Source organism: Pantoea wallisii, assembly GCF_002095485.1.
Lineage (GTDB): Bacteria > Pseudomonadota > Gammaproteobacteria > Enterobacterales > Enterobacteriaceae > Pantoea > Pantoea wallisii.
In genome coordinates, this window is sequence record NZ_MLFS01000009.1 from 51,436 (window position 1) to 77,516 (window position 26,081).

Below are 26,081 nucleotides of genomic sequence, written 5' to 3' on the forward strand. Positions count from 1 at the left end.
TACGACATTCAATGTCAGAGAGGTGAGAAAAATCAAAGGGGAAAGATTTTCCCCTTTTTTAAGATAACAATGTGGTGCGATTGTTTATTTATTCGCCAGAAGCCTGGGCTTCATGCTTGCCGTAAATCAGCATCGGGTCTGACTGACCGTCAATAACGGACTCATCAATCACCACTTTCTCGACGTCGTCCATTGATGGCAGATCGTACATGGTTTCCAGCAGCGCCGCTTCAACGATAGAGCGCAAACCACGTGCACCCGTCTTACGCGACATGGCTTTCTTCGCAATCGCGGTCAGCGCTTCGTCACGGAACTCCAGCTCTACGCCTTCCAGATTAAACAGCGCCTGATACTGCTTGGTCAGGGCGTTTTTCGGCTCACGCAGAATCTGAATCAGTGCCTCTTCACTCAGCTCATTCAGCGTTGCCACAACAGGCAGACGACCGATGAACTCCGGAATCAGACCAAATTTAATCAGATCTTCCGGCTCAACCTGCGACAGCAGTTCGCCTTCGCTGGCTTTTTGTGATTTGCCCTTCACGGTGGCACCAAAACCGATACCGGAGCCGGTCTCCACACGCTGAGAGATCACTTTATCCAGACCGGCAAATGCACCGCCACAGATGAACAGGATTTTCGAGGTATCAACCTGTAAAAACTCCTGCTGCGGATGCTTGCGTCCACCCTGCGGTGGAACCGCTGCTACGGTACCTTCAATCAGCTTCAGCAACGCCTGCTGCACGCCCTCGCCCGATACGTCACGGGTAATAGACGGGTTGTCCGATTTGCGTGAGATCTTATCGATCTCATCAATGTAGACGATGCCGCGCTGCGCTTTCTGCACATCGTAATCACACTTCTGCAGCAGCTTCTGGATGATGTTTTCAACGTCTTCACCCACATAACCTGCTTCGGTCAGGGTCGTCGCATCTGCCATCGTGAATGGCACATCCAGCAAGCGCGCCAGCGTCTCTGCCAGCAGCGTTTTACCGCTACCGGTTGGACCGATCAGCAGAATGTTACTTTTACCCAGCTCAATACCGTTACTGGTATCGCCATTGCGCAGACGTTTGTAGTGGTTGTAGACCGCAACCGCCAGCACTTTCTTCGCCTTCTCCTGACCGATGACGTAATCATCAAGGTGGTGACGAATTTCATGTGGCGTCGGCAGCGCACTGCGCTCGCGATGCGGGGCAACCTCTTTAATCTCTTCACGAATGATGTCATTGCATAAATCAACACATTCGTCGCAAATATACACTGACGGTCCGGCAATCAGCTTACGGACTTCATGCTGGCTCTTGCCGCAGAAAGAGCAGTACAGCAACTTACCTGAACCGTCTTTGCGCTTATCTGTCATCAGCTAACCTCTTTTCGTTCTCAGACCCAATTGGTGTACGGCGTGGCCGCACATCAACGGCCGATATTCATGCAACCCATCTGCCTGCTCCCCGTTAACTATAGCGTAAGGGCCAGGCAGATGTGTCTTATTGGCGATGCGTCAGGATAGAGTCGACTAAACCGTACTCTACCGCTTCGCTGGCAGAGAGGAAGCGATCGCGCTCTGTATCGCGTTCGATCTGCTCCAGCGATTTGCCGGTGTGCTCTGCCATCAGCTCGTTCATACGCTGCTTCACTTTCAGGATTTCGCGCGCGTGGATCTCAATATCCGTCGCCTGGCCCTGATAACCGCCCAGCGGCTGGTGAATCATGACGCGGGAGTTCGGCAGGCAGAAGCGCTTGCCTTTGGTTCCGGCCGTCAGCAGGAACGCCCCCATTGAACAAGCCTGACCCATGCAGATGGTGCTGACATCCGGCTTAATAAATTTCATGGTGTCATAGATCGACATCCCGGCGGTGATGACGCCGCCTGGCGAGTTAATGTAGAGATAAATGTCTTTTTCAGGATTCTCAGCTTCCAGAAACAGCATCTGTGCCACAATCAGGTTCGCCATATGATCTTCAACCTGACCGGTCAGGAAGATCACACGTTCTTTGAGCAGGCGGGAGTAGATGTCGTAAGAACGCTCGCCGCGCGAGGTTTGTTCGACCACCATTGGCACCAGCGCATTGGTTGGTGCAGTAAATTCACGATCGCCACTGTATGACATTACCGTCTCCTGATAAATTTCATTGGCAACATTCTGTACCGATTTTACGCGAGGCGCGCCGCGAAAACTATGCGCAGCGGTCTCGTTCCGACATCACAGGACGGTTAATCAGCCAGTCTCACTGTTTTCACGCATTCTCCCTGTATCTGGGGATGCTGCCCAGTTGTTTCAAGCATAACAACCTTTTCCCCATTCGCTAACACGGAAAAAGAGCTTAGCGGATAATTCGCCGGTTAATTAGTCAAATAGCGCTGAAATGTGTGCGCTATATACCCGAAAATAAAAAGCCCGCGACATAGCGGTCGCGGGCTTCAGCACATTCGGCTAACTAATGGATCAGGCCGCAGAGGTCTGGTTCATCAGGTCCTGGAAGTTAGTGGCTTTATCGGTGACTTTGGCTTTCGCCAGTACCGCTTCAACTGCCTGCTCTTCCAGCGCAACGTTGCGCATGTTGTTCATCAGCTCGTTGTTTTTGCTGTAGAACTCGATCACTTCCTGCGGATCTTCGTAAGCAGAAGCCATCTCTTCGATCAGCGCTTTAACGCGATCTTCGTCAGCTTTCAGCTCGTTGATGCGAATCACTTCGCCCAGCAGCAGACCCACAACAACGCGACGTTTTGCCTGCTCTTCGAACAGTTCACGTGGCAGCTCCAGCGCTTGCTGCTCGTTACCGCCGAAACGCTGTGCAGCCTGGCGACGCAGTACGTCGATTTCGCTGTCGATCAGCGCCACTGGCACGTCGATCTCGTTCGCTTCAACCAGACCGTCAATCGCCTGTGACTTCACGCGGTTACGGATAGCGCCTTTCAGTTCACGCTCCATGTTCTTACGCACTTCCGCACGCAGACCTTCAATGGAACCATCTTCCACGCCGAAGCGCTTAATGAACTCTTCAGTCAGCTCTGGCAGCTCACGGGTTTCTACTTTTTTCAGTACGATTTCGAACTTCGCGTCTTTACCTTTCAGGTTTTCCGCGTGGTAATCGTCCGGGAATTTCACGTCGATGGTGAAGGTTTCGCCCGCTTTGTGGCCAACAACACCCTCTTCGAAGCCTGGGATCATACGGCCCTGGCCCATCGCCAGTACGAAGTCAGACGCTTTGCCGCCTTCGAACTCTTCGCCGTCTACAGAGCCGGTGAAGTCGATAGTTGCGCGATCTTCAGCCGTGGCTGCCGCATCGCTCTCTTTCCAGGTTGCCTGCTGCTTCTGCAGGGTATCCAGCATGGCATCAACGTCAGCATCGGTGACTTCAACCACTGGCTTCTCAACTTCGATAGCATCCAGGCCTTTCAGCTCAACTTCCGGATAGACTTCGAACTCAACCGCGTAGGTGAAATCTTCACCCTCTTTGTATTCGCCCGGCACATAGTTAGGTGCGCCAGCCGGATTGATCTTCTCTTTGATGATGGCGTCAACGAAGTTGCGCGTCATCAGCTCACTCAGCACGTCCTGGCGAACCGAAGCACCGTAGCGCTGGTTAATGATGGTAGCCGGCACTTTGCCTTTACGGAAACCGTCGATACGGACTTTCTTAGCCACTTCCACCAGTTCTTTCTTCACTGCGCTCTCAATGCTGTCCTTAGGAACAGTAATAGAGATGCGACGGCCCAGACCCTGAGTGGTTTCTACTGAAACTGTCATCTTGTTACCTCAAAAAATCACGTGCTCGGTCAACTTCAGACACCACACAATTAATGCGCCGTATCCAACAACCGGGACGGCCTCTGCAGGCAGAACCAATTCCCTGTTACCAGAAGCGTCCCGAAGACATTCCGGAAAAATAGACGCCGCATTATAGCGACATCACCGGAATGAGTCGAGGCTGCAAACTCACCACTTTTTAACGGTTTTGCTGCTTTTTTGCGCCGCAGATCGCGTTTAACGCTAATTAAGGAAAAGAAAACGGCCCGCAGGCCGTTTTACAGAGCAGAACAGTACGGGGTTTCAGGCGAGGGTGCCGGCTCCGCGGCAGTTGGGTGAGGCGAGCACGGTATCCTGTAATCCATGCCACTCTTTTTCCGTGTAAGTGTGCAGTGCCAGCGCATGAACACTTCCTGCAAGTTCAGTTGCCAGTTCGCCGTAAATTGCGCGATGACGCTGCAGAAAACGCTGACCAGTAAACTTGTCGCTGACAATCACCACCTTAAAGTGACTTTCAGAACCGGCAGGCACGTTATGACGATAGCTTTCATCATGCACTTCAAGATGTGCAGGTTCAAAAGCGTTACGCAGCTTTTCTTCTATTTGTTCGCGAATCATTGTTAACTCTCCTCAACGGCGAGCGCTGTGCCCCATCTGTTTAAATATTAGTAGGTTTTTAACCTTTCCCGCAGGGAAGCGGGAAAAAATTCCTGAAGTGCTGTGCATCTTACCCGGCCCCGGGTACAGGTCAACCCGCTACGATTTCAGCCTGTCTGAAAAAAGCCTTTACAATCAATTTCCCCTGGTACAGGGCTTTTTTAACCGTGCCGCAATGCTATGATGACCGCAGTTTTGCAAACCAACCCATATGCTAACGAGAATGAGTATGTTGAAAAAACTGTTATTCCCTCTGCTGGCTGCCTTTATTTTGGCCGGCTGCGCCAGCAACACGACGACGCTGAATATCCAACCGAAGATCCAATTGCCACAGCAGGACCCAAGCCTGATGGGCGTTACCGTGAGCGTGAACGGCGCCGATCAGCGCAGCGATCAGGCCCTGGCGAAAGTGAACCGCGACGGTCAGCTGGTTACCCTGACGCCATCACGCGATCTGCGCTTCTTACTGCAGGAAGTTCTGGAGAAGCAGATGACCTCACGCGGTTACATGATTGGCCCGAACGGCGCAGTTGACCTGCAGATCGTGGTGAATGGCCTGTATGCCGATGTTACACAGGGCAACGTGCGCTACAGCATCACGACCAAAGCTGATATCTCTATCATCGCGACCGCGAAAAACGGTAACAAGCAGGTGAAGAACTACCGTCAGACTTACAGCGTAGAGGGCGCCTTCAGCGCCACCAATGATAAGATCACTAATGCCATCAACGCGACGCTGAGCGACCTGATCGCAGATATGGCGCAGGACACCAGCGTTAATAACTTTATTAAGCAGAACGCACGTTAATTCCCGCAGTAATTTGCCCGGCCAGCACTGGCCGGGCTTCATCTCAGGTTGGCTATGACATCTCACTATCTGCGTATTTTTACCCAACGTAACGCTGCGGTACTGCTGCTGCTCGGTTTTGCATCCGGATTGCCGCTGGCGCTCACCGCCGGTACGTTGCAGGCGTGGATGACGGTGGAAAATGTTGACCTGAAAACCATCGGGTTCTTCTCCCTCGTCGGTCAGGCTTACGTGTTTAAGTTCCTGTGGTCACCGATGATGGATCGCTATACGCCGCCGTTTCTGGGTCGCCGCCGCGGCTGGCTGCTGGTGACGCAGCTGGCTCTGATAGCCGGCATCATTGCGATGGGCTTTATGCAGCCGTCACGCGATCTCACGCTGCTGGCCGCGCTGGCGGTCGTAGTGGCTTTCTGCTCCGCCTCGCAGGATATCGTGTTCGATGCGTGGAAAACGGACATCCTGCCGGCGGAAGAGCGCGGTAGCGGCGCGGCTATTACCGTGCTCGGCTACCGTCTGGCGATGCTGATCTCCGGTGGACTGGCGCTGTGGCTGGCGGATCGCTATCTGGGCTGGCAAGCCACCTACTGGCTGATGGCCCTGCTGATGCTGCCGGGTCTGATTGCTACGCTGCTGGCGAAAGAGCCCGACGCACCTGCGCGTGAGCCGCACTCACTGCGTCAGGCGGTCTCCTTCCCGCTTAAAGACTTTTTCCAGCGCGACAATGCCTGGCTGCTGATCACCTTAATCGTCCTCTATAAGCTCGGGGATGCTTTTGCCGCCTCGCTCTCCACCACGTTTTTAATCCGCGGTGTCGGTTTCAGCGCGGGCGATGTTGGCCTGGTAAACAAAACGCTCGGCTTGCTGGCTACGATTATCGGCGCGCTCTGGGGCGGCGTGTTAATGCAGCGCCTGAGCCTGTTCCGCGCACTGATGATTTTTGGCCTGCTGCAGGCGGTGTCGAACTTCGCCTGGTGGCTGCTGGCGATTACGCCGGCGCATCTGTGGAGCATGGCAAGTGCAGTATTTATTGAAAACCTGTGCGGCGGGATGGGCACGGCCGCTTTCGTCGCCCTGCTGATGACGCTGTGCAATAAGTCGTTCTCGGCCACGCAATTCGCCCTGCTCTCGGCGCTGTCAGCAGTGGGCCGCGTCTATGTCGGTCCGGCGGCAGGCTGGCTGGTTGAGCTGTGGGGCTGGCCGACCTTTTATGCCTTTACCATTGTCGCAGGCGTCCCCGGTTTGCTGTTGCTGTGGGTGTGCCGTAACACGCTGCAGGCGATGCAGCAGAGCGGCGAATTTACCCGACGCACCTTATGGCCGCAGGGCTATCGCTGGACAGTTCGCCTGTTTGGCACGGGCTGCCTGCTGCTGGTAGCATGGCTGCTAACATTGGCGCTGGACGCAGCCGACCTGTGGCAAAGCGGTGCCATCCTGAGCTATCTGTTTGAAGCTGGTATGATATTTGCGCTTTTTGCCGTTATGCTTGGGGTAATACTGGATTGTCTGGCACAGCGAAAAATGTCGCGCGATAATTTGTAATAGCGTCAGGTTATTTGCCGGCGGATATTTATCTGGCAGAAAATATCCGCCGCTGCGTTTTCACCAATAGCATTTTTTTTAACGCGAATTAGAAACATTAAATTAACAATCCTGCGCGATATTTAAATCCGGTGCGCAATTACTTTGTAGAAAATTTATCACCTGAATGATGCAGAATTGTTAAATAAATGGGCATTAAAAGTACGGTTTATGCTTTCCCTGATTTTTCTGCGGTTTCTGTCATCGGTTTTTGTTATATTAATGCCAACTGCTTGTCGCAGTTAATAATTTGTCACCCTGCGCAACATCTGTGACACCCTTAGCAAAAGGTGTCAACAGCCTTCTGACACATCCTTAAGCTGGTTTACACTGCATAAACCTTCCCGTAAAATGCGCGCACACTTAAACGACAATAGAGCCCTTTGTCATTGAGGTCGTTAAATGAGACTCAGGAAATACAATAAAAGTTTGGGGATTTTGTCATTAATTGCAGGCGCTGTATTACTCAGCGGCTGCGATAGTGCGTTGTTAAATCCCAAAGGACAGATTGCACTGGAGCAACGTTCGCTGATTCTGACAGCTTTCGGCTTGATGATGATCGTCGTAATTCCGGCAGTCTTAATGGCTGTGGTGTTCGCCTGGAAATATCGGGCAACCAACACCGATGCGAAGTATAGCCCTAACTGGTCACACTCTAACAAAGTGGAAGCCGTGGTCTGGACCATTCCGATCCTGATCATTGTTTTCCTTGGCGTGCTGACCTGGAAATCAACCCATGCGCTGGAGCCGAGCAAACCGCTGGCCTCGGACGTCAAACCGGTTGAGATCGATGTTGTGGCACTGGACTGGAAATGGCTGTTCATTTACCCGGAGCAGGGTATTGCGACCGTTAACCAGATTGCCTTCCCGGCAAATACTCCGGTGAACTTCAAGATCACCTCCAACTCCGTAATGAACTCCTTCTTTATTCCTACGCTCGGCAGCCAGATCTACGCCATGGCGGGCATGCAGACCAAACTGCACCTGATCGCCAATGAGCCAGGAACGTTCGACGGTATCTCTGCTAACTTCAGCGGTCGCGGTTTCTCTGGTATGAAGTTCAAAGCCATTGCCACCAAAGACGATGCGGAATTCCAGCAGTGGGTTGCCAAAGTTAAAGCGGCACCTAACACGCTGACCACCATGGAAGATTTCGAAAAAGTGGCAACACCAAGCGAAAATCATCCGGTGGAATATTTCTCAACTGCTAATCCGGAACTGTTCAAGCAGGTTATTGATAAGTTCATGATGAGCCACGGGAAAATGGACATGTCGCACGAAGGCATGGACATGAATCACGCCGCTGCTGCGGGAGCCGAGGAATAATACGATGTTCGGAAAATTAACACTGGATGCAGTGCCCTACCATGAGCCCATTATCATGGTTACGGTCGCCGGTATCATCATTGGTGGTCTGGCGCTGATTGCTGCCATTACCTATTTTGGTAAGTGGAAGTATCTGTGGTCGGAGTGGTTAACCTCTATCGACCACAAAAAACTGGGTATCATGTACATCATCATGGCTTTCGTCATGCTGCTGCGTGGCTTCGCCGATGCAGTGATGATGCGTACCCAACAGGTTCTGGCATCTGCCGGAGAAGCGGGCATATTACCCCCCCATCACTACGACCAGATCTTTACCGCGCACGGCGTGATTATGATCTTCTTCGTGGCGATGCCTTTCGTGGTGGGTCTGATGAACATCGCGGTTCCGCTGCAAATCGGTGCCCGTGACGTTGCGTTCCCGTTCCTGAACAACCTGAGCTTCTGGTTCACTGCGATCGGTGTGATCCTGGTTAACCTGTCGCTGGGTGTGGGCGAGTTCGCGCAGACCGGCTGGCTGGCCTATCCGCCGCTTTCGGGTGCGGAGTACAGTCCTGGCGTCGGGGTCGATTACTGGATCTGGAGTCTCCAGCTATCCGGTATCGGTACGACACTGACCGGTATCAACTTCTTCGTGACCATTCTGAAGATGCGTGCGCCGGGCATGGACCTGTTCAAAATGCCTGTCTTCACCTGGGCATCACTGTGCACCAACGTCCTGATCATCGCTGCGTTCCCGGTTCTGACCGTGACGCTGGCACTGTTGACGCTTGACCGTTACCTTGGCTTCCATTTCTTTACTAATGATATGGGCGGTAACATGATGATGTACGTCAACCTGATCTGGGTCTGGGGTCACCCGGAGGTGTACATCCTCGTTCTGCCGGTGTTTGGTGTCTTCTCTGAAGTTACTGCCACCTTCTCGAAAAAGCGTCTGTTTGGTTACACCTCGCTGGTGTGGGCGACCATCGCGATTACCGTACTGTCGTTCATCGTTTGGCTGCACCACTTCTTCACCATGGGTGCGGGCGCGAACGTTAACGCCTTCTTCGGTATCATGACGATGATCATCGCGATTCCAACCGGCGTGAAGATCTTCAACTGGCTGTTCACCATGTATCAGGGTCGTATCGAGTTCAACTCGGCGATGCTGTGGACCATCGGCTTCCTGGTGACCTTCTCAGTGGGTGGTATGACCGGCGTACTGCTGGCAGTACCGGGTGCGGACTTCGTGCTGCACAACAGCCTGTTCCTGATCGCGCACTTCCATAACGTTATCATCGGCGGTGTGGTGTTCGGTTGTATGGCTGGCGTGACCTACTGGTTCCCGAAAGCGTTTGGTTTCACCCTGAACGAAACCTGGGGCAAGCGCGCCTTCTGGTTCTGGATCATCGGCTTCTTTGTTGCCTTTATGCCGCTGTACGCACTGGGCTTCATGGGTATGACCCGTCGTATCAGCCAGGACATCGATCCACAGTTCCACTCTCTGCTGGTTGTTGCAGCAGGCGGTGCGGCACTGATTGCCTGCGGTATCCTGTGCCAGCTTATCCAGTTCTGGGTATCGGTACGTGACCGTGAGCAGAACCGCGATCTGACCGGTGACCCGTGGGGCGGCCGTACGCTGGAGTGGGCAACCTCTTCACCACCACCGTTCTACAACTTTGCTGTAATCCCGCATATCCACGAGCGTGATGCGTTCTGGGAGATGAAAGAGAAAGGCGAAGCGTACAAGCAGCCAGAAAAATATGAAGAGATTCATATGCCGAAAAACAGCGGCGCGGCGATTGTTATTGCAGCCTTCATGACAGTCTTCGGTTTTGCCCTCATCTGGCACATCTGGTGGCTGGCAGGTCTGACTTTCCTGGGCACAATTGTGACCTGGATTGTGAAGAGCTTTGATGAAGACGTGGATTACTACGTACCGGTTGCTGAAATCGAGCAGATCGAGAAGAAGCACTTTGATGACATCAGCAAAGCAGGTCTGAAATAATGTCAACTGAAACCGTAAAACACCACCACGACGCCCATGCGGAGCATGGGCATCACGATGCAGGAGCCAATAAAGTCTTTGGCTTCTGGATCTACCTGATGAGTGACTGCATTATCTTTGCAACCCTGTTTGCGACCTATGCAGTTATGGTCAACAACACTGCCGGTGGCCCGGCAGGTAAAGATATCTTCGAACTGCCGTTCGTACTGGTTGAAACCGCGCTACTGCTGCTGAGCTCCATTACCTATGGTATGGCAGTGATCGCGATGAACAACCAGAACAAGGGTTCGGTCATCAGCTGGCTGGCGTTGACCTTCCTGTTCGGTGCCGGATTTATCGGGATGGAGATCTATGAGTTCCATCATCTGATCGTGGAAGGCTTCGGTCCTGACCGCAGCGGCTTCCTCTCCGGCTTCTTCACGCTGGTTGGTACGCACGGTCTGCACGTGACCTCTGGTCTGATCTGGATGGCTGTGCTGATGTTCCAGATCTCGAAGCGTGGTCTGACCGCAACTAACCGCACCCGTATCATGTGCCTGAGTCTGTTCTGGCACTTCCTGGATGTGGTGTGGATCTGCGTATTCACCGTTGTCTATCTGATGGGGGCCATGTAATGAGTCATTCTGTTAACGAACATGGTGCATCTCACGGTAGCGTGAAGTCTTACATGATCGGTTTCATCCTCTCTATCATCCTGACGGCAATCCCGTTCTGGATGGTAATGGATGGCAGCGCCTCTCACGGCACCATTCTGGGTGTGGTTCTGGTGTGTGCAGTGGTCCAGGTTCTGGTTCACCTGGTGTACTTCCTGCATCTGGACAGCAAATCCGAGGGTGGCTGGAACATGGTGGCCATTGTGTTCTCAGCAGTCATCATCCTGATTGTTGTGATCGGCTCACTGTGGATTATGTGGAACCTCAACTACAACATGATGGCCCACTAAAGAGTCACGCGTAATGATTAAGCAATACCTGCAAGTAACAAAACCAGGAATTATTTTCGGCAATTTAATTTCTGTGATCGGTGGATTCCTGCTGGCTTCGAAAGGCAGCATTGATTACACCCTGTTTCTCGTCTCACTGGTGGGCGTATCGCTGGTTGTCGCATCCGGTTGTGTTTTCAACAATGTGATCGACCGTGATATCGACATCAAGATGGAGAGAACGCGGAACCGTGTTCTGGTCAAAGGCCTGATCTCGGCGAAAGTAAGCCTGGTTTATGCAACCGCATTGGGTATTGCTGGCTTTGCGTTGCTGTATTTTGGCGCTAACCCGCTGGCCATGTGGCTGGCGGTGATGGGCTTCGTCGTTTACGTCGGCATTTACAGCCTCTACATGAAGCGTCATTCGGTCTATGGCACGCTGATTGGTAGCCTCTCCGGCGCAGCGCCGCCGGTCATTGGCTACTGCGCAGTGACCAATGAGTTTGATGCTGGCGCACTGATCTTACTGGCGATCTTTAGCCTGTGGCAGATGCCGCACTCGTATGCGATTGCGATCTTCCGCTTTAAAGATTACCAGGCCGCTAACATTCCGGTTCTGCCGGTCGTGAAAGGCATTTCGGTGGCAAAAAATCATATTACGCTCTACATTCTGGCGTTCATGATTGCCACGCTGATGCTGACGCTGGGCGGTTACGCTGGCTACAAATATCTGGTGGTCGCAGCGGCGGTAAGCGTCTGGTGGCTCGGTATGGCACTCTCAGGTTACAAAACCTCAAATGATAAAGTTTGGGCGCGTAAACTGTTTGTGTTCTCGATTGTCGCCATTACCGCGCTTAGCGTGATGATGTCGGTGGATTTTATGTCCCCGGCCTCTAAAGACCTGCTGACTTACGTCTGGTAAGTCAGACCGTTACTCCGAATAAGGGCGCGACTATCGCGCCCTTTCTTTTTGTTACCACTGCTTAAAAACTATTGTTTTACCCGCCCTGCCCCGCTCCCTAAAATATATGTAGCAAATTTTCAGAGGTTGGAATGAACGACAATAAAATGACCCCGGTAGAGCGTCGGGCAACATGGGGTTTAGGCACGGTTTTTTCCCTGCGTATGCTGGGAATGTTTATGGTCCTGCCGGTCCTCACGACCTACGGCATGGCTTTGCAGGGCGCCAGTGAAACCCTCATCGGGCTGGCAATTGGTATTTATGGTCTGGCGCAGGCGGTGTTTCAGATTCCGTTTGGCCTGCTGTCCGATCGCGTCGGCCGCAAGCCGTTGATTGTCGGCGGGCTGATGCTGTTTGTACTCGGCAGCGTGATCGCCGCCATGACCACCTCTATCTGGGGCGTCATTCTCGGCCGGGCGCTGCAGGGGTCAGGGGCTATCGCCGCAGCGGTAATGGCATTGCTCTCCGATCTTACCCGCGAGCAGAACCGCACGAAAGCCATGGCGTTTATTGGCATCAGCTTCGGCGTCACTTTTGCTATCGCGATGGTGATCGGTCCGATTGTTACTCACGCGCTCGGTCTGCATGCGCTGTTCTGGATGATCGCAATTCTCGCTACCTTAGGCATCGCGATTACGCTGCTGGTGGTACCGAACGCGCCGGGTCACGTTCTGAACCGGGAATCCGGCATGGTAAAAGGCAGTATTCGTACGGTACTCGCCAATCCTAAGCTGCTGAAGCTCAATATCGGTATTCTCTGTCTGCACATCCTGCTGATGTCGAGCTTTGTTGCCCTGCCGGGGCAGTTTGAGCAGGCTGGCTTCCCGGCGGCTGAGCACTGGAAGGTCTATCTGGTGACCATGCTGGTGGCGTTTGTTGCCGTAGTGCCGTTCATCATTTACGCCGAAGTGAAGCGCCGCATGAAGCGCGTATTCGTGGGCTGCGTGGCGCTGATCATCATTGCTGAAATCGTCCTGTGGGGCGCAGCCGGTCACTTCTGGACGCTGGTGATTGGCGTGCAGCTGTTCTTCCTCGCATTCAACCTGATGGAGGCGATTCTGCCTTCGCTAATCAGTAAAGAGTCACCGCCCGGTTATAAAGGCACGGCGATGGGCATCTACTCCACCAGTCAGTTTATTGGCGTTGCGATTGGCGGCAGCTTTGGCGGCTGGGTATTCGGCCACTACGATGCGCAGACGGTATTTCTTATTGGGGCGATTGTGGCAGCCGCCTGGCTGTTTGTGGCGATGTCGATGCAGGAGCCACCTTATGTCAGCAGCCTGCGCCTGGTGCTGAGCGATGCGGTGCTGGCGGTACCGAACCTGGAGAAGCGCCTGCGCGCGCAGCCGGGCGTCACCTCGGTGTTTATCGTGCCGGAAGAGAAAAGCGCTTACATCAAGATAGACAGTAAAGTCACCAGCCGCGTTGAGCTCGAAGCGTTAATCGCCAGCAGCTAATAAAATGGCGGCCATCAGGCCGCCTGCTATCAGAGCGACATATCCACCACAATGCGGCCCTCGATTTTGCCGGCGTGCATACGCGCAAAGATGTCGTTAATGTTGGTCAGCGGCTCAACCGCTACGCTGGCTTTCACCTTATGCCGTCCGGCAAAATCCAGCGCCTCCTGCAGATCTTTACGCGTGCCCACAATGGAGCCGCGCACGGTGATACCATCCAGCACCATATCGAAAATCGACAGGTCAAATTTGCCCGGCGGCAATCCGTTCAGCACCATGGTGCCGCCGCGGCGTAGCGTGCCGATCGCCTGCTCGAACGCTTTTGGCGATACCGCCGTAACCAGCACGCCGTGCGCGCCGCCGAAGCTCTCCTGAAACAGCTGCGCCGGGTCCACCTGCTTTGCATTGGCGGTCACGCTGGCACCCAGGCGTTTGGCGAAGGCCAGCTTGTCGTCATCAATATCCACCGCCGCCACGTTCAATCCCATCGCGACCGCATACTGAATCGCCATATGGCCCAGTCCGCCGATGCCGGATACCACTACCCAGTCACCCGGTTTGGTATCGGTCATCTTCAGGCCTTTATAGACCGTGACGCCCGCGCACAGGATCGGCGCTACCTCGTTAAACTCTACATTATCCGGGATAATACCGACGTAGTTAGCATCAGCGAGACAATATTCGGCGAAACTGCCGTTAACGGAGTAGCCGGCATTCTGCTGGGATAAACAGAGCGTTTCCCAACTATCCAGGCAGTGCTCGCAGTGGCCGCAGGCGGAGTAGAGCCACGGCACGCCAACGCGATCGCCCAGTTTAAGGTGCTTCACGCCCTCCCCCACTGCCACCACCTGGCCCACACCTTCGTGGCCGGGGATAAAGGGTGGATTGGGTTTGATCGGCCAGTCACCTTCGGCGGCATGCAGGTCGGTATGGCATACGCCGGTCGCCGCAATTTTTACCAGAATCTGTCCCGGCCCTACCTGCGGCACCGGCACCTGCTCAATCACCAGCGGTTCACCGAAGGCTTTAACCACGGCGGCTTTCATGGTGGTTTTGATTTGCATCGTCATCTTTCACTCTCCCGTTATATGCATGCGGACTCAGAACAGGCCCAGAGGTGCAGTGCCGTAGCTGACCAGCAGGTTTTTGGTTTGCTGATAGGCGCTGAGCGCCATTTTGTGGGTCTCGCGCCCGACGCCCGACTGTTTATAGCCACCGAACGCCGCATGCGCGGGATAAATGTGATAGCAGTTGGTCCAGACGCGACCCGCTTTGATGCCGCGTCCCATGCGGTAAGCCAGATTGCTGTCGCGCGTCCACACGCCTGCGCCAAGGCCAAACTGGGTTTCATTGGCGATCGCCAGCGCTTCGGCCTCATTTTTAAAGGTAGTCACGCCAATCACCGGGCCAAAAATCTCCTCCTGGAAACAGCGCATCTCATTGGTGCCTTTGATCAGGGTGGGCTGAATATAGAAGCCGTTATCCAGTTCGGCGCTGATGCTGGCGCGCTCACCGCCGGTCAGAATCTGGCCGCCTTCGTCACGCGCGATAGTGATATAAGAGAGGATCTTGTCGAACTGCTGACGTGAAGCCTGCGCGCCAATCATGGTGTCGGTATCAAGCGGATCGCCACGGCGTATCGTTGCCACCTTCTCCAGCACGCGCGCCATAAATGGCTGGTAGATCGATTCATGAATCAGCGCCCGCGATGGCAGGTGCACACTTCGCCCTGGTTAAAGAAGCCGAGCACCAGCCCCTCCACCGCTTTCTCAATGAATTCCTCTTCGCCATCCATCACATCGGCAAAATAGATGTTTGGCGATTTGCCGCCCAGCTCGACGGTACAGGGAATAATATTCTCCGCCGCACAGGCCATGATGTGGCGGCCGACCGGGGTTGAGCCGGTGAAGGCGATTTTGGCGATACGCTTACTGGTCGCCAGCGCCTCACCGGCTTCGCGACCAAAGCCCTGAACCACATTAAGCACACCCGCCGGGAACAGATCGCCGATGATCTCCATCAGCAGCGTGATGGCGAGCGGCGTCTGTTCGGCCGGTTTTAGCACCACGCAGTTGCCCGCCGCCAGCGCAGGCGCCAGTTTCCAGGCCGCCATCAGTAGCGGAAAATTCCACGGGATGATCTGTCCCACCACACCAAGCGGTTCATGGAAGTGATACGCCACGGTGGTCTCATCGATTTCTGCGGTACTGCCCTCCTGCGCGCGCAGGCAACCGGCAAAGTAGCGGAAGTGATCCACTGCCAGCGGCAGATCGGCATTCAGCGTTTCGCGGATCGGCTTGCCGTTGTCCCAGCTCTCGGCAACCGCCAGTTTGTCCAGATTAGCTTCAATGCGATCGGCCACCTGCAGCAGCAGGTTGGCACGCTGCTGTACGCTGGTTTTTCCCCAGGCGTCAGCGGCCTGATGCGCGGCATCCAGCGCCAGATCGATATCGCGCGCATCGGAACGCGGGAACTGCGCGATATCGCTGCCATCCACTGGTGAGGTGTTCATGAAGTAGCGGCCGCTGAGCGGCTCGATGAAGTTGCCCGCAATATAGTTGCCGTAGGTCGCTTTAAAGGTCACTAACGCGCCGGGCGTGCCGGGATGTGCATAACGCATCGCAAACTCCTTAGGGTCAGATAGTGTTATCGGCCAGCAATCGTCTGTGCGTTGCCGTGCTAAACCCTGTTGCAGCGTGCGTGCCACTTTTGCCACGCAATCCCACATCCGTTTAAAAATAAATATTATCAATTAGTTATAAATCTCATCCCTCTTTTACCTCTTTTCCTTACGCAACAATCACGCTAACTGTGTTGCGTATCGCAACACTGAAAGATCCTGAACGCTACAATCCTGCAACACTTTCGTCAGGGCATGAGGTCATCAATGCAGGGAAATTCCGCCGCGTCTGCCGTTAACGCCACCCCGCTGTTAAGCGACTCCTGGTTTCGCAGCCAGCTGTATGGCCTCGACCGCACTGCCGATGATTTTCCCCGGGTTCGCCAGGGTGAACTGGCCGACGTACTGGCCAGTAATGCCGGCTTACAGCAGTTCGCCCAGCCGGTTATTCAGCGGCTGGCGCAGCAGATGGCGCAGCAGCAGTCGGTAGTGGTGCTGTCAGATGCAAGCGGGCTGGTGCTGCATACGTTTGGTGACATGCAATCGATGGAGCGGGCGCAGCAATTTGCACTGGCGCCGGGCAATTTATGGAGCGAGTGTGGCCGCGGCACCAATGCCATTGGTACCGCGCTGGCGATCAATGATGGCTGTGAGATTGACGGTCAGCAGCACTTTCTCACGCTCAACCAGGATCTCTACTGTGCCGCTATGCCACTGCAGATGCCTAACGGACAGATCGCGGGAGTGATCGATATCTCCGGCCCTGCCCACTTCTCCCATGCGCATACGTTTGGCTGGGTGAAAGCTGCAGCGAAACAGATTGAGTATTTGTGGGTGAAACAGAGCCTGCATCCGCAGCAGTGGCTGATGAGCCTGCACGCGCAGCCGCAGGGCATCGATACCGTTGACGAACTGCTGCTGGTGTTCTCCGATAATCTGCTCACTGCCGCTAATCGCCTGGCGATGCGTGAACTGCAGCTGAGCGCGGAACAGCTGGGCAGCCTGACCTTCCAGCAGCTCTTTCCACAGCAGCCGCAGCAGGCCACCAGCGTTCCCCTTACGCTTGATATGAGCCGGCAACGCTACTATTTTCGCCTGCGTGCCCCCGCAGCGGCGCCATTTCGCAGCCCCCGCCGCGCCGGCGCCCGATCTGCCCTTTTCTCTGGGCCGTGAGGGGGAAAAGCTGGTGCGACTGCTTAACGCCGGCGTTTCGCTCTGCATTCACGGAGAGACCGGCAGCGGCAAAGAGTTTGTTAGCCGGGCGCTGCATCAGCAGAGCCGCTGGCGCGAGGGTAATTTTGTCGCCATTAACTGTGCGGCCATCCCGGAAGCGCTCATTGAATCCGAGCTGTTTGGCTATCAGCCAGGTGCCTTCACCGGCGCCAGCAAGAACGGCTATATCGGTAAGATCCGTGAAGCCGACGGCGGCGTGCTGTTTCTGGATGAGATTGGCGACATGCCGCTGGCGCTGCAGACCCGGCTGCTACGCGTATTGCAGGAGAAAGAGGTCGCGCCGCTGGGCTCCAGCCGCAGCTGGCCGGTAAACTTTGCCGTTATCTGCGCCACGCACCGCGACCTGGCACAACGCGTAGCGGCTGGCGAATTTCGTGAGGATCTGCTCTACCGCCTGCAGGAGTTCGCCATGACGATTCCGCCGCTGCGCGACTGGCCGGACGTGCCGGGTTTCATCCGGCGCTTATGGCATGAGCTGGGGGCCGGGGAGCGCGACATTCAGCTCGCGCCGGCTCTGGTCACTTCGCTGGCGCAGCTTCCCTGGCCGGGCAACGTTCGTCAGTTACGCAGTTTGCTGCGCGTATTGCTGGCACTGGCCGATGACGGGGAAGAGGTAACAGAGCGCCATCTGCCGGCAGAGTATCGCCTGACTGCAGCACGGCCCCTGACCGGGCGTCAGCATCAGGACGAGCGGCTCATCCGCGACACCCTGCAGCGCTATAATGGCAACATCAGTAAAGCAGCTGAAGCATTAGGGGTCGCGCGCAGCACGCTCTATCGTCGTGCCGCGCGCGAAAAAGGCGATTAGTCGCGGAAGTTTTTGAACTGGAAAGGCTGGCCGAGGTTGCCGCCGCGCACCAGCGCCATGGCGCCCTGCAGGTCGTCGCGTGATTTGCCGGTGACGCGCAACTCTTCGCCCTGAATCTGCGTCTGCACTTTCAGCTTGCTGTCTTTGATCAGCTTGACGATTTTCTTCGCGACATCACTCTCGATGCCTTTCTTCAGCTTCGCTTCCACGCTCCAGCTCTTGCCGCTGTGCACAATCTCTTCAGGCACTTCGATGGCCGCGCCTTCAATACCGCGCTTCAGCAGCTTTTCCCGCACGATATCCACCAGCTGCTTCACCTGAAAATCAGATTCGCTGGTAATTTTGATGGTCTCACTCTTTTCGTTGAGCTCAATGGTTGCGCTCACGTTACGGAAGTCAAAACGGGTTGAGATCTCACGGTTGGCATTTTCTACCGCGTTACGCACTTCCGGCAGTTCAACTTCGGAAACGATATCGAAAGATGGCATCTTTTCTTCTCCTGATACTAAAGTGACATGCATAATACGCGTCTTATCGCGCTAATAAAACACGAGACGCGGAAAGCTATACTTAATGGATATCCACCCGCCAGCGGGAGGCAAAATGAAAATTACCGTGTTGGGCTGTGGCGCACTGGGGCAGATCTGGCTCGCCGCGCTTGCCCGCCAGGGGCATGATGTTCAGGGCTGGCTGCGCGTGCCGCAGCCTTACTGCTCGGTGAATGTTGTCGATCCGCAAGGTCACATCAGCAATCACACCTTTATTGCGAACGATCCGCTGTTTCTTGCCGCCAGCCAGCTGCTGCTGGTCACGCTGAAGGCCCCGCAGGTGTCGCCTGCCGTGAAAAATCTGCAAAGCGTACTGCCCGCGCATGCGCCTGTTCTGCTGCTGCATAACGGGATGGGTACGGTAGAGGAGCTGAAAGAGCTGACGCAGCCGCTGCTGCGCGGCATTACTACCCACGCAGCGATGCGCGACGGCACCGTGATTAAACATGTGGCGCACGGCATTACGCACATCGGCCCGGCTAACCGTGAGAGCGCCGGACTGAGCGACATCGCGGATGTGCTGCATCAGGCTCTGCCGGACGTCGCCTGGCACGACAATATTGCCTCCGCCAGCTGGCGTAAACTGGCGGTGAACTGCGTCATCAATCCAATGACCGTCGAACATGACTGCCAGAACGGCGCGCTGCGCGCCTGGCCACAGCAGATCGATGCGCTGTGCGAAGAGATCGCCTGGCTGATGGAGCGCGAAGGTCAGCACATTACGCTGGAGAACCTGCGCGACACGATTTATGACGTGATCGACAACACGGCAGCCAACGTTTCGTCAATGCTGCAGGACGTGCGTGCACAGCGCGCCACCGAAATTGATTACATTACCGGCTATCTGCTGCGGCGCGCCCGCGCGCAGGGAATGTCACTGCCGGAGAACACCCGCTTATACGATCTGGTTAAACGTAAGGAGTCCCAATATGAACGCGAACGCATCGGTTCTGGTTTGCCTGGCACATGGCAGTGAAGAGACCGAAGCGGTCACCACCATCGACCTGCTGGTGCGCGCTGGCCTTAATGTCACTACCGCCAGCGTAGAGAGCAACGGCATACGGGAGATCGTCTGTTCGCGCGGCGTGCGTCTGCTGGCGGATGCTGCGCTGGTTGAAGTGGCTGATAACGATTTCGAGGCGATCGTACTGCCGGGTGGCTTAAAAGGGGCTGAGACTTTCCGCGACAGTACGTTGCTGGTCGAAACGGTGCGTCAGTTTCACCTGGCGGGCAAAATTGTGGCCGCTATCTGCGCCGCGCCGGGCACGGTGTTAGTGCCGCACGATCTGTTCCCGGTCGGCAATATGACCGGTTTTCCCGGTCTGAAAGAGACCATCCCGGAGGCAAAATGGATGGAGCGCCGCGTGGTGTGGGATCCGCGCGTGAATTTGCTGACCAGCCAGGGACCGGGAACGGCGATCGATTTTGCCCTGAAGCTGATTGATCTGCTGGTGGATAAGGAGACCGCGCGCGACGTCGCTTCACAGCTGGTTCTGGCGGCGGGGATTTACAATTATCAGGAGTTTGAAGAGCGGTAATTAAAAGGGTCGTCATTTATGACGACCCTACAGATCCGCACAGGGTGTTGTTGGGTGCGCATTCGTGCGCACCGGCGCTAAGGGCGATAAACCTTCACGTTTTTGAATCCCTGCTCATGCAGATAGAGCGCCTGCAAACGGCTCATCACGCCGCGATCGCAATACAGCAGCCAGGTTTTTGTCTGGTCGAGATCGCCAAACTGGGTGCTGAGTTTGTAGAACGGCAGCGATTTCACCTCAACGCCATCCAGCGCCAGCGGCTTATCGTCTTGCTCATCCAGCGAACGGATATCCAGTACGCCATCGTTGCTGCTGAACGACGCCACGGTCTCCACTTCAACCACCTCTTCTTCGGTCTGCTCAGCAATTTCGCGGATATCAACATTGCTGGCCTCCTGCACCACCCGCTCCAGAATCGCAAAGTCGAAGTTCAGCTCTTCCGCTTCGATCTTCGCTTTCACCGCTTTCACCGTCGGGCTTTTCGAGATCACGCCGCAGTACTCCGGCATGGTTTTCGCAAAGTCTTCCGTGCCGATGTGACGCGCGATATCGATGATGTGCTCTTTATCATGCGAGATTAACGGGCGCAGAATCAGCGTGTCGGAGGCATTATCAATCAGGCGCAGGTTGGTCAGCGTCTGGCTGGAGACCTGGCCGAGCGCCTCACCCGTCACCAGCGCCTGCACGCCGTAGCGCTCCGCGACCATGGAGGCGGCGCGCACCATCATACGTTTCAGCACGACGCCCATCTGGCCGTCGTCCACTTTCTCCAGGATCTCACCCACCACCGGCTCAAAGTTGATCGCCACAAAGCGTACGCGGTGTGAACGACCAAAACGCTGCCACAGATAGTGTGCCACCTGACGCACGCCAATCTCATGCGCGGCGCCGCCAAGGTTAAAGAAGCAGTAGTGCACGCGGCAGCCGCGACGCATCAGCATGTAGCTCGACACGCCAGAGTCAAAACCGCCGGAGATCAGTGACAGCACATCTTCCTGAGTGCCAATCGGGAAACCGCCCAGCCCTTCGTAGCGCCCGGTGATCAACAGCAGGCGATCGTCTTCGATCTCCAGATTCACCGTCTCATCCGGTTTTTTCAGCTGCACGCGGGCGCTTTCAATGTGCTGATTAAGCCCACCGCCGACATAGCGCTCCACATCCTGCGAACTGAAGCTATGCTTACCACGACGCTTTACGCGTACGCAGAAGCTTTTGCCTTCCAGGCGCTGGCGGTTCAGTGCCAGCGTCTGCTCGAAGATATCGTGCATGTCGGTATACGCGTGGTCTTCAACCGCCAGCACATGGTGGATACCCGGAATGCGCGTCAGCTCATCGACGATAATCGGGCGCAGCGCCTCTTTTTTCGCACGCACTTCGATGTGGTCCCAGTGGCGCACCACGGCGATCTCTTCATCGAGGCTGCGCAGGGTATTACGAATGTTACCGGTCAGAATTTTGATAAAGCGCAGACGCACCGACTGACTTTTGATGGTGATTTCAGGGAAGAGCTTAATGATAAACTTCATGGCGACACAGCTTCGTTGGGCAAATAAGTGCTAAAACCATGAGCACTTAGCTGGTAAAATCATATAATTGCGGAGTTCGCGATAGCACCCGCATCCGAGGCGCGAAAGTATACCACCTTTGTCGGGTGACTGCTGTAAGCAACCCGTCTCGAATTGATTATTTTGCTAATTAATCCTCGTCGGCTACCATGACCGATTGCAAGATGATTCCTAACCTGTGAGTCGACCTGATTATGCCGAAAAAAGCCGAAGCGCCCGTAAGTTTTGAAAGCGCCCTGCAGCAGCTGGAACAGATTGTCAGCCGCCTGGAAAGTGGTGAGCTGCCGCTGGAGGATGCACTGAACGAATTTGAACGCGGCGTTCAGCTGGCACGCAACGGCCAGCAAACGCTACAGCAGGCTGAACAGCGCGTGCAAATTCTGCTGAGCGACGATAAAGATGCCGCGCTTGCACCTTTTACGCCGGAAAATGAGTGATGGATTTTGTCCAATTACAACGCGCCTATCACGAGCGCGTAAATCTGGCGTTGACGCGCTTTATTGAGCCGCTTCCTTTTCAGAGTTCTCCTCTGGTGAATGCCATGCAATATGGGGCACTATTAGGCGGTAAGCGCCTGCGCCCTTTCCTGGTGTATGCCACGGGTGAAATGCTGCATGCTGATGCAGCAGCCTGGATGCGCCCGCCGCCGCGGTGGAGTGTATTCACGCTTACTCTCTGATTCATGACGATCTGCCTGCGATGGATAACGACGCGTTACGCCGCGGGCAGCCAACCTGCCATATTAAATATGGCGAAGACACGGCAATTCTCGCCGGCGATGCCCTGCAAACTCTGGCGTTTTCGATTCTGGCCGAGCAGCCGATGCCGGGTGTCAGCCCGCAGGCGCGTATTGCGATGATCGCTGAACTGGCGAAGGCCAGCGGCGTGGCAGGCATGTGTGGCGGCCAGGCGCTGGATCTGGCGGCAGAAGGCCAGCACATTGACCTCGCGCAGCTTGAGCAGATTCACCGCCACAAAACCGGCGCGTTAATTCGTGTTGCGGTGCGCCTCGGGGCGCTGGCTGCGGGCGATGCCGGACGTGCGGCGCTGCCGCTGCTTGATACCTACGCTAACGCCATCGGACTGGCGTTTCAGGTGCAGGATGACATTCTGGACGTGATCGGCGATACCGCGGTGATCGGCAAAACCCAGGGTGCCGACCAGGCGCTGGGCAAAAGTACCTATCCGGCCCTGATGGGGCTGGAAAAAGCCCGGGCGAAAACGCAGGATCTCTACCATGACGCGCTCGGCGCGCTGGATGCTCTGGCCGCTCAATCGTATGACACAAGCGCACTACAAGCGCTGGCAAGCTTCGTAATTGAACGCGATAAATAACTTTCATAATGAGTCTCTGATGAGTTTTGATATTGCTAAATACCCGACACTGGCGTTAGCAGGCACGGTCCAGGAGTTACGTTTACTGCCGAAAGAGAAACTTCCGGCCCTGTGCGACGAACTGCGTCAGTATCTGCTGGATAGCGTGAGCCAGTCCTCTGGCCACTTTGCCTCCGGCCTGGGCGTCGTCGAGCTAACAGTCGCGCTGCATTATGTCTATAACACCCCGTTTGACCATCTGGTGTGGGATGTCGGCCACCAGGCCTATCCGCACAAGATTCTGACCGGTCGCCGCGATCGTATCGGCACTATCCGGCAGAAAAATGGCCTGCACCCGTTCCCGTGGCGCGGTGAGAGTGAGTATGACGTGCTGAGCGTCGGCCACTCCTCTACCTCGATCAGCGCCGGGCTCGGCATGGCGGTGGCCGCTGAACGCGAAGGCCAGGGTCGTCGTACCGCCTGTATTATCGGTGATGGCGCGATCACAGCCGGTATGGCGTTTGAAGCGATGAACCATGCCGGTGACATCAAACCGGACATGCTGGTGATCCTCAACGATAACGAGATGTCGATCTCTGAGAACGTCGGCGCACTTAATAATCGTCTGGCGCAGATTCTCTCCGGTAAAACCTACTCGCGTTTACGCGAAGGCGGCAAGCGCGTGCTGGGTGGCCTGCCACCGATCAAAGAGCTGGTCAGGCGCACCGAAGAGCACCTGAAAGGGATGGTTGTGCCGGGCACGCTGTTTGAAGAGCTGGGCTTTAACTATATCGGTCCGGTGGACGGTCACGACGTGTTAACGCTGGTGAGCACGCTGAAGAACATGCGCGATCTGAAGGGGCCGCAGTTCCTGCATATCATGACCAAAAAGGGCAAAGGCTACGCGCCCGCAGAGCAGGACCCGATCACCTGGCACGCCGTGCCTAAATTCGATCCCGCCAGCGGCGAGCTACCCAAAAGCGTGCCTGGCCTGCCGAGCTACTCAAAAATCTTTGGTAACTGGCTCAGCGAAATGGCGGCTGACGATCCGCGTCTGATGGCGGTGACACCGGCAATGCGTGAAGGCTCTGGTATGGTGAGCTACTCGCGCGACTATCCGCAGCAGTATTTCGATGTAGCGATTGCCGAGCAGCACGCAGTGACGTTCGCTGCCGGCATGGCGATTGGCGGCTACAAGCCGGTGGTGGCGATCTACTCCACCTTCCTGCAGCGCGCCTACGATCAGGTTATTCACGATGTCGCCATTCAGAAGCTGCCGGTGCTGTTTGCGATCGATCGCGGCGGCATCGTCGGTGCCGATGGTCAGACGCACCAGGGGGCTTTTGATATCGCCTACCTGCGCTGCGTGCCGGGTATGGTGATCATGACGCCAAGCGATGAGAACGAGTGCCGCCAGATGCTCTACACCGGCTATCACTATCAGGATGGCCCAAGTGCGGTGCGTTATCCGCGCGGCACCGGTACCGGCGCCACGCTGGAGCCGCTCGCCAGCCTGCCGCTGGGTAAAGGGGTCATCAAACGTCGCGGTGAGCAGCTGGCGATTCTGAACTTCGGTACGCTGTTGCCGGAAGCGCAGGCCGCCGCTGAGGCGCTCAATGCCACGCTGGTGGATATGCGGTTTGTGAAGCCGCTGGACGAAGCGCTGATCGCCGAGCTGGCAGCCAGCCATGAAGCGCTGATCACTCTGGAAGAGGGTGCAATCAAAGGCGGCGCCGGCAGCGGCGTCAACGAATACGTGATGGCGAAACGCCTGCGCGTGCCGGTGCTCAACCTCGGCCTGCCGGATGAGTTTATCCCGCAGGGTACGCAGGAGGAGGTCCGCACGGACTATCAGCTGGATGCCGCCGGGATTCAGCAGCAGATCGCCGCCTGGCTGGCGCAGTAACGCCCTCCCCCGCTCCTGCTGCTATGCTTGAGGATAGCTTTCCCCAACGCATAAGAGCAGGAGCCCTTAATGAAAACCGTCCGTTTAGGCCAGACCGACCTCGAGGTTTCACGTCTCTGTTTAGGCTGCATGACCTATGGCGATCCGATGCGTGGAAATCATGCATGGACCCTGCCCGAAGAGAGCAGCCGGCCGCTGATTAAGCAGGCGCTGGACGCTGGCATCAACTTTTTCGACACCGCAAACAGCTACTCCGACGGCAGCAGCGAAGAGATTCTCGGGCGCGCCCTGAAGGATTTCGCCCGGCGCGATCGCGTTGTCGTGGCGACTAAAGTCTATTTTCCGCTGAGCAATCTGTCCCAGGGGCTCTCGCGCAAAAACATCCTGCAATCGATTGATGATAGCCTGACGCGTCTGGGGATGGAGTATGTCGATCTGCTGCAGATTCACCGCTGGGATTACGCCACGCCGGTTGAAGAGACGCTGGCCGCGCTGGATGAGGTGGTGAAAGCGGGCAAGGCGCGCTATATCGGCGCATCCTCAATGCACGCGTCACAGTTTGCGCAGGCGTTAACGCTGCAGCAGCAAAACGGCTGGGCACGCTTTGTCAGCATGCAGGATCAGTACAATCTGATTCAACGTGAGGAGGAGCGTGAGATGCATCCGCTGTGTCAGCGCGAAGGGATCGCCGTGCTGCCGTGGAGTCCGCTGGCGCGCGGCAAACTGACGCGCCCGTGGGGCGAAACTACCGCCCGTTCGGTATCCGATAACGTGATGGAGAAGCTCTACACCGGCACCGAAGAGAACGATGCGGCAATTGCTGAGCGGCTGGCCGCTGTGGCGGCGGATAAAGGTGTGACACGTGCGCAGGTGGCGCTGGCATGGCTGCTGCATAAACCGGCCGTTACCGCGCCGATTATCGGTGCATCGCGCGAGCAGCAGTTTGCCGAGCTGGTAAAAGCGGTGGATGTGGAGCTGAGTTCAACGGATATTGCTGAACTGGAAACGGTTTATCAGCCGCATCCGGTAGTGGGATTCGAGTGATGGTTTAACCAGGTCGCCATGAATGGCGACCCTACAACGAGTAATGCGCATTCATGC

The 26,081-nt window shown here is 55.7% G+C and carries 20 protein-coding genes and 3 pseudogenes; 15 read left to right on the top strand and 8 right to left on the bottom strand.

The features are described from left to right. Positions 1-88: 88 nt before the first annotated feature. From clpX to bolA, 4 genes are all read right to left on the bottom strand, one after another. Positions 89-1,360, bottom strand: a complete 1,272-nt coding sequence (gene clpX / locus HA48_RS05195) for an ATP-dependent protease ATP-binding subunit ClpX (RefSeq protein WP_128600080.1) — start codon at positions 1,358-1,360, stop codon at positions 89-91. Positions 1,361-1,487: 127 nt separating this feature from the next. Then, positions 1,488-2,111 (bottom strand): ATP-dependent Clp endopeptidase proteolytic subunit ClpP, encoded by a 624-nt coding sequence (gene clpP / locus HA48_RS05200; RefSeq protein ID WP_010616837.1) that lies wholly within the window; start codon positions 2,109-2,111, stop codon positions 1,488-1,490. A 336-nt stretch (positions 2,112-2,447) separates the two neighbouring features. Next, the gene (tig, locus tag HA48_RS05205) at positions 2,448-3,752 is read right to left on the bottom strand and encodes a trigger factor (RefSeq protein WP_128600081.1); all 1,305 of its coding nucleotides are present in this window, start codon (positions 3,750-3,752) and stop codon (positions 2,448-2,450) included. 303 nt (positions 3,753-4,055) lie between these two features. Next, the gene (bolA, locus tag HA48_RS05210) at positions 4,056-4,370 is read right to left on the bottom strand and encodes a transcriptional regulator BolA (protein ID WP_128600082.1); all 315 of its coding nucleotides are present in this window, start codon (positions 4,368-4,370) and stop codon (positions 4,056-4,058) included. A 268-nt stretch (positions 4,371-4,638) separates the two neighbouring features. On the opposite strand from bolA, the gene HA48_RS05215 reads away from it, so the two are divergent. From HA48_RS05215 to HA48_RS05250, 8 genes are all read left to right on the top strand, one after another. Continuing rightward, entirely contained in the window at positions 4,639-5,217 is a 579-nt protein-coding gene (locus HA48_RS05215) for a lipoprotein (RefSeq protein WP_128600083.1), read from the top strand. Between the two features lie 54 nt (positions 5,218-5,271). After that, positions 5,272-6,756, top strand: a complete 1,485-nt coding sequence (ampG, locus tag HA48_RS05220; protein ID WP_128600084.1) for a muropeptide MFS transporter AmpG — start codon at positions 5,272-5,274, stop codon at positions 6,754-6,756. Positions 6,757-7,197: 441 nt separating this feature from the next. After that, positions 7,198-8,121, top strand: coding sequence for a cytochrome o ubiquinol oxidase subunit II (cyoA, locus tag HA48_RS05225; RefSeq protein ID WP_128600085.1), 924 nt, complete (start codon positions 7,198-7,200; stop codon positions 8,119-8,121). Positions 8,122-8,125: 4 nt separating this feature from the next. After that, entirely contained in the window at positions 8,126-10,108 is a 1,983-nt protein-coding gene (cyoB, locus tag HA48_RS05230) for a cytochrome o ubiquinol oxidase subunit I (RefSeq protein WP_128600086.1), read from the top strand. Then, positions 10,108-10,722 carry a cytochrome o ubiquinol oxidase subunit III gene (locus tag HA48_RS05235; protein ID WP_128600087.1) on the top strand — a complete coding sequence of 205 codons (615 nt, stop codon included), beginning with the start codon at positions 10,108-10,110 and terminating at the stop codon, positions 10,720-10,722. Before cyoB ends, HA48_RS05235 begins: the two co-directional genes overlap by 1 nt. Further along, entirely contained in the window at positions 10,722-11,051 is a 330-nt protein-coding gene (locus tag HA48_RS05240) for a cytochrome o ubiquinol oxidase subunit IV (protein WP_022549333.1), read from the top strand. The genes HA48_RS05235 and HA48_RS05240 overlap by 1 nt, the downstream gene beginning before the upstream one ends. A gap of 13 nt (positions 11,052-11,064) precedes the next feature. Further along, positions 11,065-11,952 (top strand): heme o synthase, encoded by an 888-nt coding sequence (cyoE, locus tag HA48_RS05245; protein WP_128600088.1) that lies wholly within the window; start codon positions 11,065-11,067, stop codon positions 11,950-11,952. A 131-nt stretch (positions 11,953-12,083) separates the two neighbouring features. After that, a complete protein-coding gene (locus HA48_RS05250; protein ID WP_128600089.1) occupies positions 12,084-13,448 on the top strand; it encodes an MFS transporter in 1,365 nt (454 codons plus the stop codon). Positions 13,449-13,477: 29 nt separating this feature from the next. Here HA48_RS05250 and adhP read toward each other — a convergent pair whose 3' ends face one another. Both adhP and exaC read right to left on the bottom strand, forming a co-directional pair. Continuing rightward, the gene (adhP, locus tag HA48_RS05255) at positions 13,478-14,518 is read right to left on the bottom strand and encodes an alcohol dehydrogenase AdhP (protein ID WP_128600090.1); all 1,041 of its coding nucleotides are present in this window, start codon (positions 14,516-14,518) and stop codon (positions 13,478-13,480) included. A gap of 30 nt (positions 14,519-14,548) precedes the next feature. Continuing rightward, a pseudogene (gene exaC, locus HA48_RS05260) lies at positions 14,549-16,068 on the bottom strand (acetaldehyde dehydrogenase ExaC). Between the two features lie 267 nt (positions 16,069-16,335). Here exaC and HA48_RS05265 point away from each other — a divergent pair. Then, a pseudogene (locus HA48_RS05265) lies at positions 16,336-18,109 on the top strand (sigma-54-dependent Fis family transcriptional regulator). Here the strand turns inward: HA48_RS05265 and HA48_RS05270 are convergent. Then, the gene (locus HA48_RS05270; protein ID WP_128600091.1) at positions 18,106-18,597 is read right to left on the bottom strand and encodes a YajQ family cyclic di-GMP-binding protein; all 492 of its coding nucleotides are present in this window, start codon (positions 18,595-18,597) and stop codon (positions 18,106-18,108) included. The pseudogene HA48_RS05265 and the gene HA48_RS05270 sit on opposite strands and share 4 nt — an antisense overlap. A gap of 115 nt (positions 18,598-18,712) precedes the next feature. On the opposite strand from HA48_RS05270, the gene panE reads away from it, so the two are divergent. Beyond that, positions 18,713-19,633 carry a 2-dehydropantoate 2-reductase gene (gene panE, locus HA48_RS05275; protein ID WP_128600092.1) on the top strand — a complete coding sequence of 307 codons (921 nt, stop codon included), beginning with the start codon at positions 18,713-18,715 and terminating at the stop codon, positions 19,631-19,633. Next, on the top strand, positions 19,587-20,195 hold the full coding sequence (gene yajL / locus HA48_RS05280; RefSeq protein ID WP_128600093.1) for a protein deglycase YajL: 609 nt from the start codon (positions 19,587-19,589) through the stop codon (positions 20,193-20,195). Before panE ends, yajL begins: the two co-directional genes overlap by 47 nt. Before the next feature lie 77 nt (positions 20,196-20,272). Here yajL and thiI read toward each other — a convergent pair whose 3' ends face one another. Then, a complete protein-coding gene (gene thiI, locus HA48_RS05285; RefSeq protein WP_128600094.1) occupies positions 20,273-21,721 on the bottom strand; it encodes a tRNA uracil 4-sulfurtransferase ThiI in 1,449 nt (482 codons plus the stop codon). A 233-nt stretch (positions 21,722-21,954) separates the two neighbouring features. On the opposite strand from thiI, the gene xseB reads away from it, so the two are divergent. From xseB to HA48_RS05305, 4 genes and pseudogenes are all read left to right on the top strand, one after another. Further along, complete coding sequence (xseB, locus tag HA48_RS05290; RefSeq protein ID WP_128600095.1) at positions 21,955-22,197, top strand: exodeoxyribonuclease VII small subunit; 243 nt, start codon at positions 21,955-21,957, stop codon at positions 22,195-22,197. Further along, a pseudogene (gene ispA / locus HA48_RS05295) lies at positions 22,197-23,095 on the top strand ((2E,6E)-farnesyl diphosphate synthase). The gene xseB and the pseudogene ispA overlap by 1 nt, the downstream one beginning before the upstream one ends. 19 nt (positions 23,096-23,114) lie before the next feature. Beyond that, positions 23,115-24,980, top strand: a complete 1,866-nt coding sequence (gene dxs / locus HA48_RS05300; protein WP_128600096.1) for a 1-deoxy-D-xylulose-5-phosphate synthase — start codon at positions 23,115-23,117, stop codon at positions 24,978-24,980. A 69-nt stretch (positions 24,981-25,049) separates the two neighbouring features. Then, the gene (locus HA48_RS05305) at positions 25,050-26,024 is read left to right on the top strand and encodes an aldo/keto reductase (protein ID WP_128600097.1); all 975 of its coding nucleotides are present in this window, start codon (positions 25,050-25,052) and stop codon (positions 26,022-26,024) included. The last annotated feature ends 57 nt before the right edge of the window (positions 26,025-26,081 follow it).

Coding starts and splice junctions, on each gene's coding strand:
- clpX (WP_128600080.1), bottom strand. CDS start 1,360: ATGACAGATAAGCGCAAAGACGGTTCAGGTAAGTTGCTGTACTGCTCT.
- clpP (WP_010616837.1), bottom strand. CDS start 2,111: ATGTCATACAGTGGCGATCGTGAATTTACTGCACCAACCAATGCGCTG.
- tig (WP_128600081.1), bottom strand. CDS start 3,752: ATGACAGTTTCAGTAGAAACCACTCAGGGTCTGGGCCGTCGCATCTCT.
- bolA (WP_128600082.1), bottom strand. CDS start 4,370: ATGATTCGCGAACAAATAGAAGAAAAGCTGCGTAACGCTTTTGAACCT.
- HA48_RS05215 (WP_128600083.1), top strand. CDS start 4,639: ATGTTGAAAAAACTGTTATTCCCTCTGCTGGCTGCCTTTATTTTGGCC.
- ampG (WP_128600084.1), top strand. CDS start 5,272: ATGACATCTCACTATCTGCGTATTTTTACCCAACGTAACGCTGCGGTA.
- cyoA (WP_128600085.1), top strand. CDS start 7,198: ATGAGACTCAGGAAATACAATAAAAGTTTGGGGATTTTGTCATTAATT.
- cyoB (WP_128600086.1), top strand. CDS start 8,126: ATGTTCGGAAAATTAACACTGGATGCAGTGCCCTACCATGAGCCCATT.
- HA48_RS05235 (WP_128600087.1), top strand. CDS start 10,108: ATGTCAACTGAAACCGTAAAACACCACCACGACGCCCATGCGGAGCAT.
- HA48_RS05240 (WP_022549333.1), top strand. CDS start 10,722: ATGAGTCATTCTGTTAACGAACATGGTGCATCTCACGGTAGCGTGAAG.
- cyoE (WP_128600088.1), top strand. CDS start 11,065: ATGATTAAGCAATACCTGCAAGTAACAAAACCAGGAATTATTTTCGGC.
- HA48_RS05250 (WP_128600089.1), top strand. CDS start 12,084: ATGAACGACAATAAAATGACCCCGGTAGAGCGTCGGGCAACATGGGGT.
- adhP (WP_128600090.1), bottom strand. CDS start 14,518: ATGACGATGCAAATCAAAACCACCATGAAAGCCGCCGTGGTTAAAGCC.
- HA48_RS05270 (WP_128600091.1), bottom strand. CDS start 18,597: ATGCCATCTTTCGATATCGTTTCCGAAGTTGAACTGCCGGAAGTGCGT.
- panE (WP_128600092.1), top strand. CDS start 18,713: ATGAAAATTACCGTGTTGGGCTGTGGCGCACTGGGGCAGATCTGGCTC.
- yajL (WP_128600093.1), top strand. CDS start 19,587: ATGAACGCGAACGCATCGGTTCTGGTTTGCCTGGCACATGGCAGTGAA.
- thiI (WP_128600094.1), bottom strand. CDS start 21,721: ATGAAGTTTATCATTAAGCTCTTCCCTGAAATCACCATCAAAAGTCAG.
- xseB (WP_128600095.1), top strand. CDS start 21,955: ATGCCGAAAAAAGCCGAAGCGCCCGTAAGTTTTGAAAGCGCCCTGCAG.
- dxs (WP_128600096.1), top strand. CDS start 23,115: ATGAGTTTTGATATTGCTAAATACCCGACACTGGCGTTAGCAGGCACG.
- HA48_RS05305 (WP_128600097.1), top strand. CDS start 25,050: ATGAAAACCGTCCGTTTAGGCCAGACCGACCTCGAGGTTTCACGTCTC.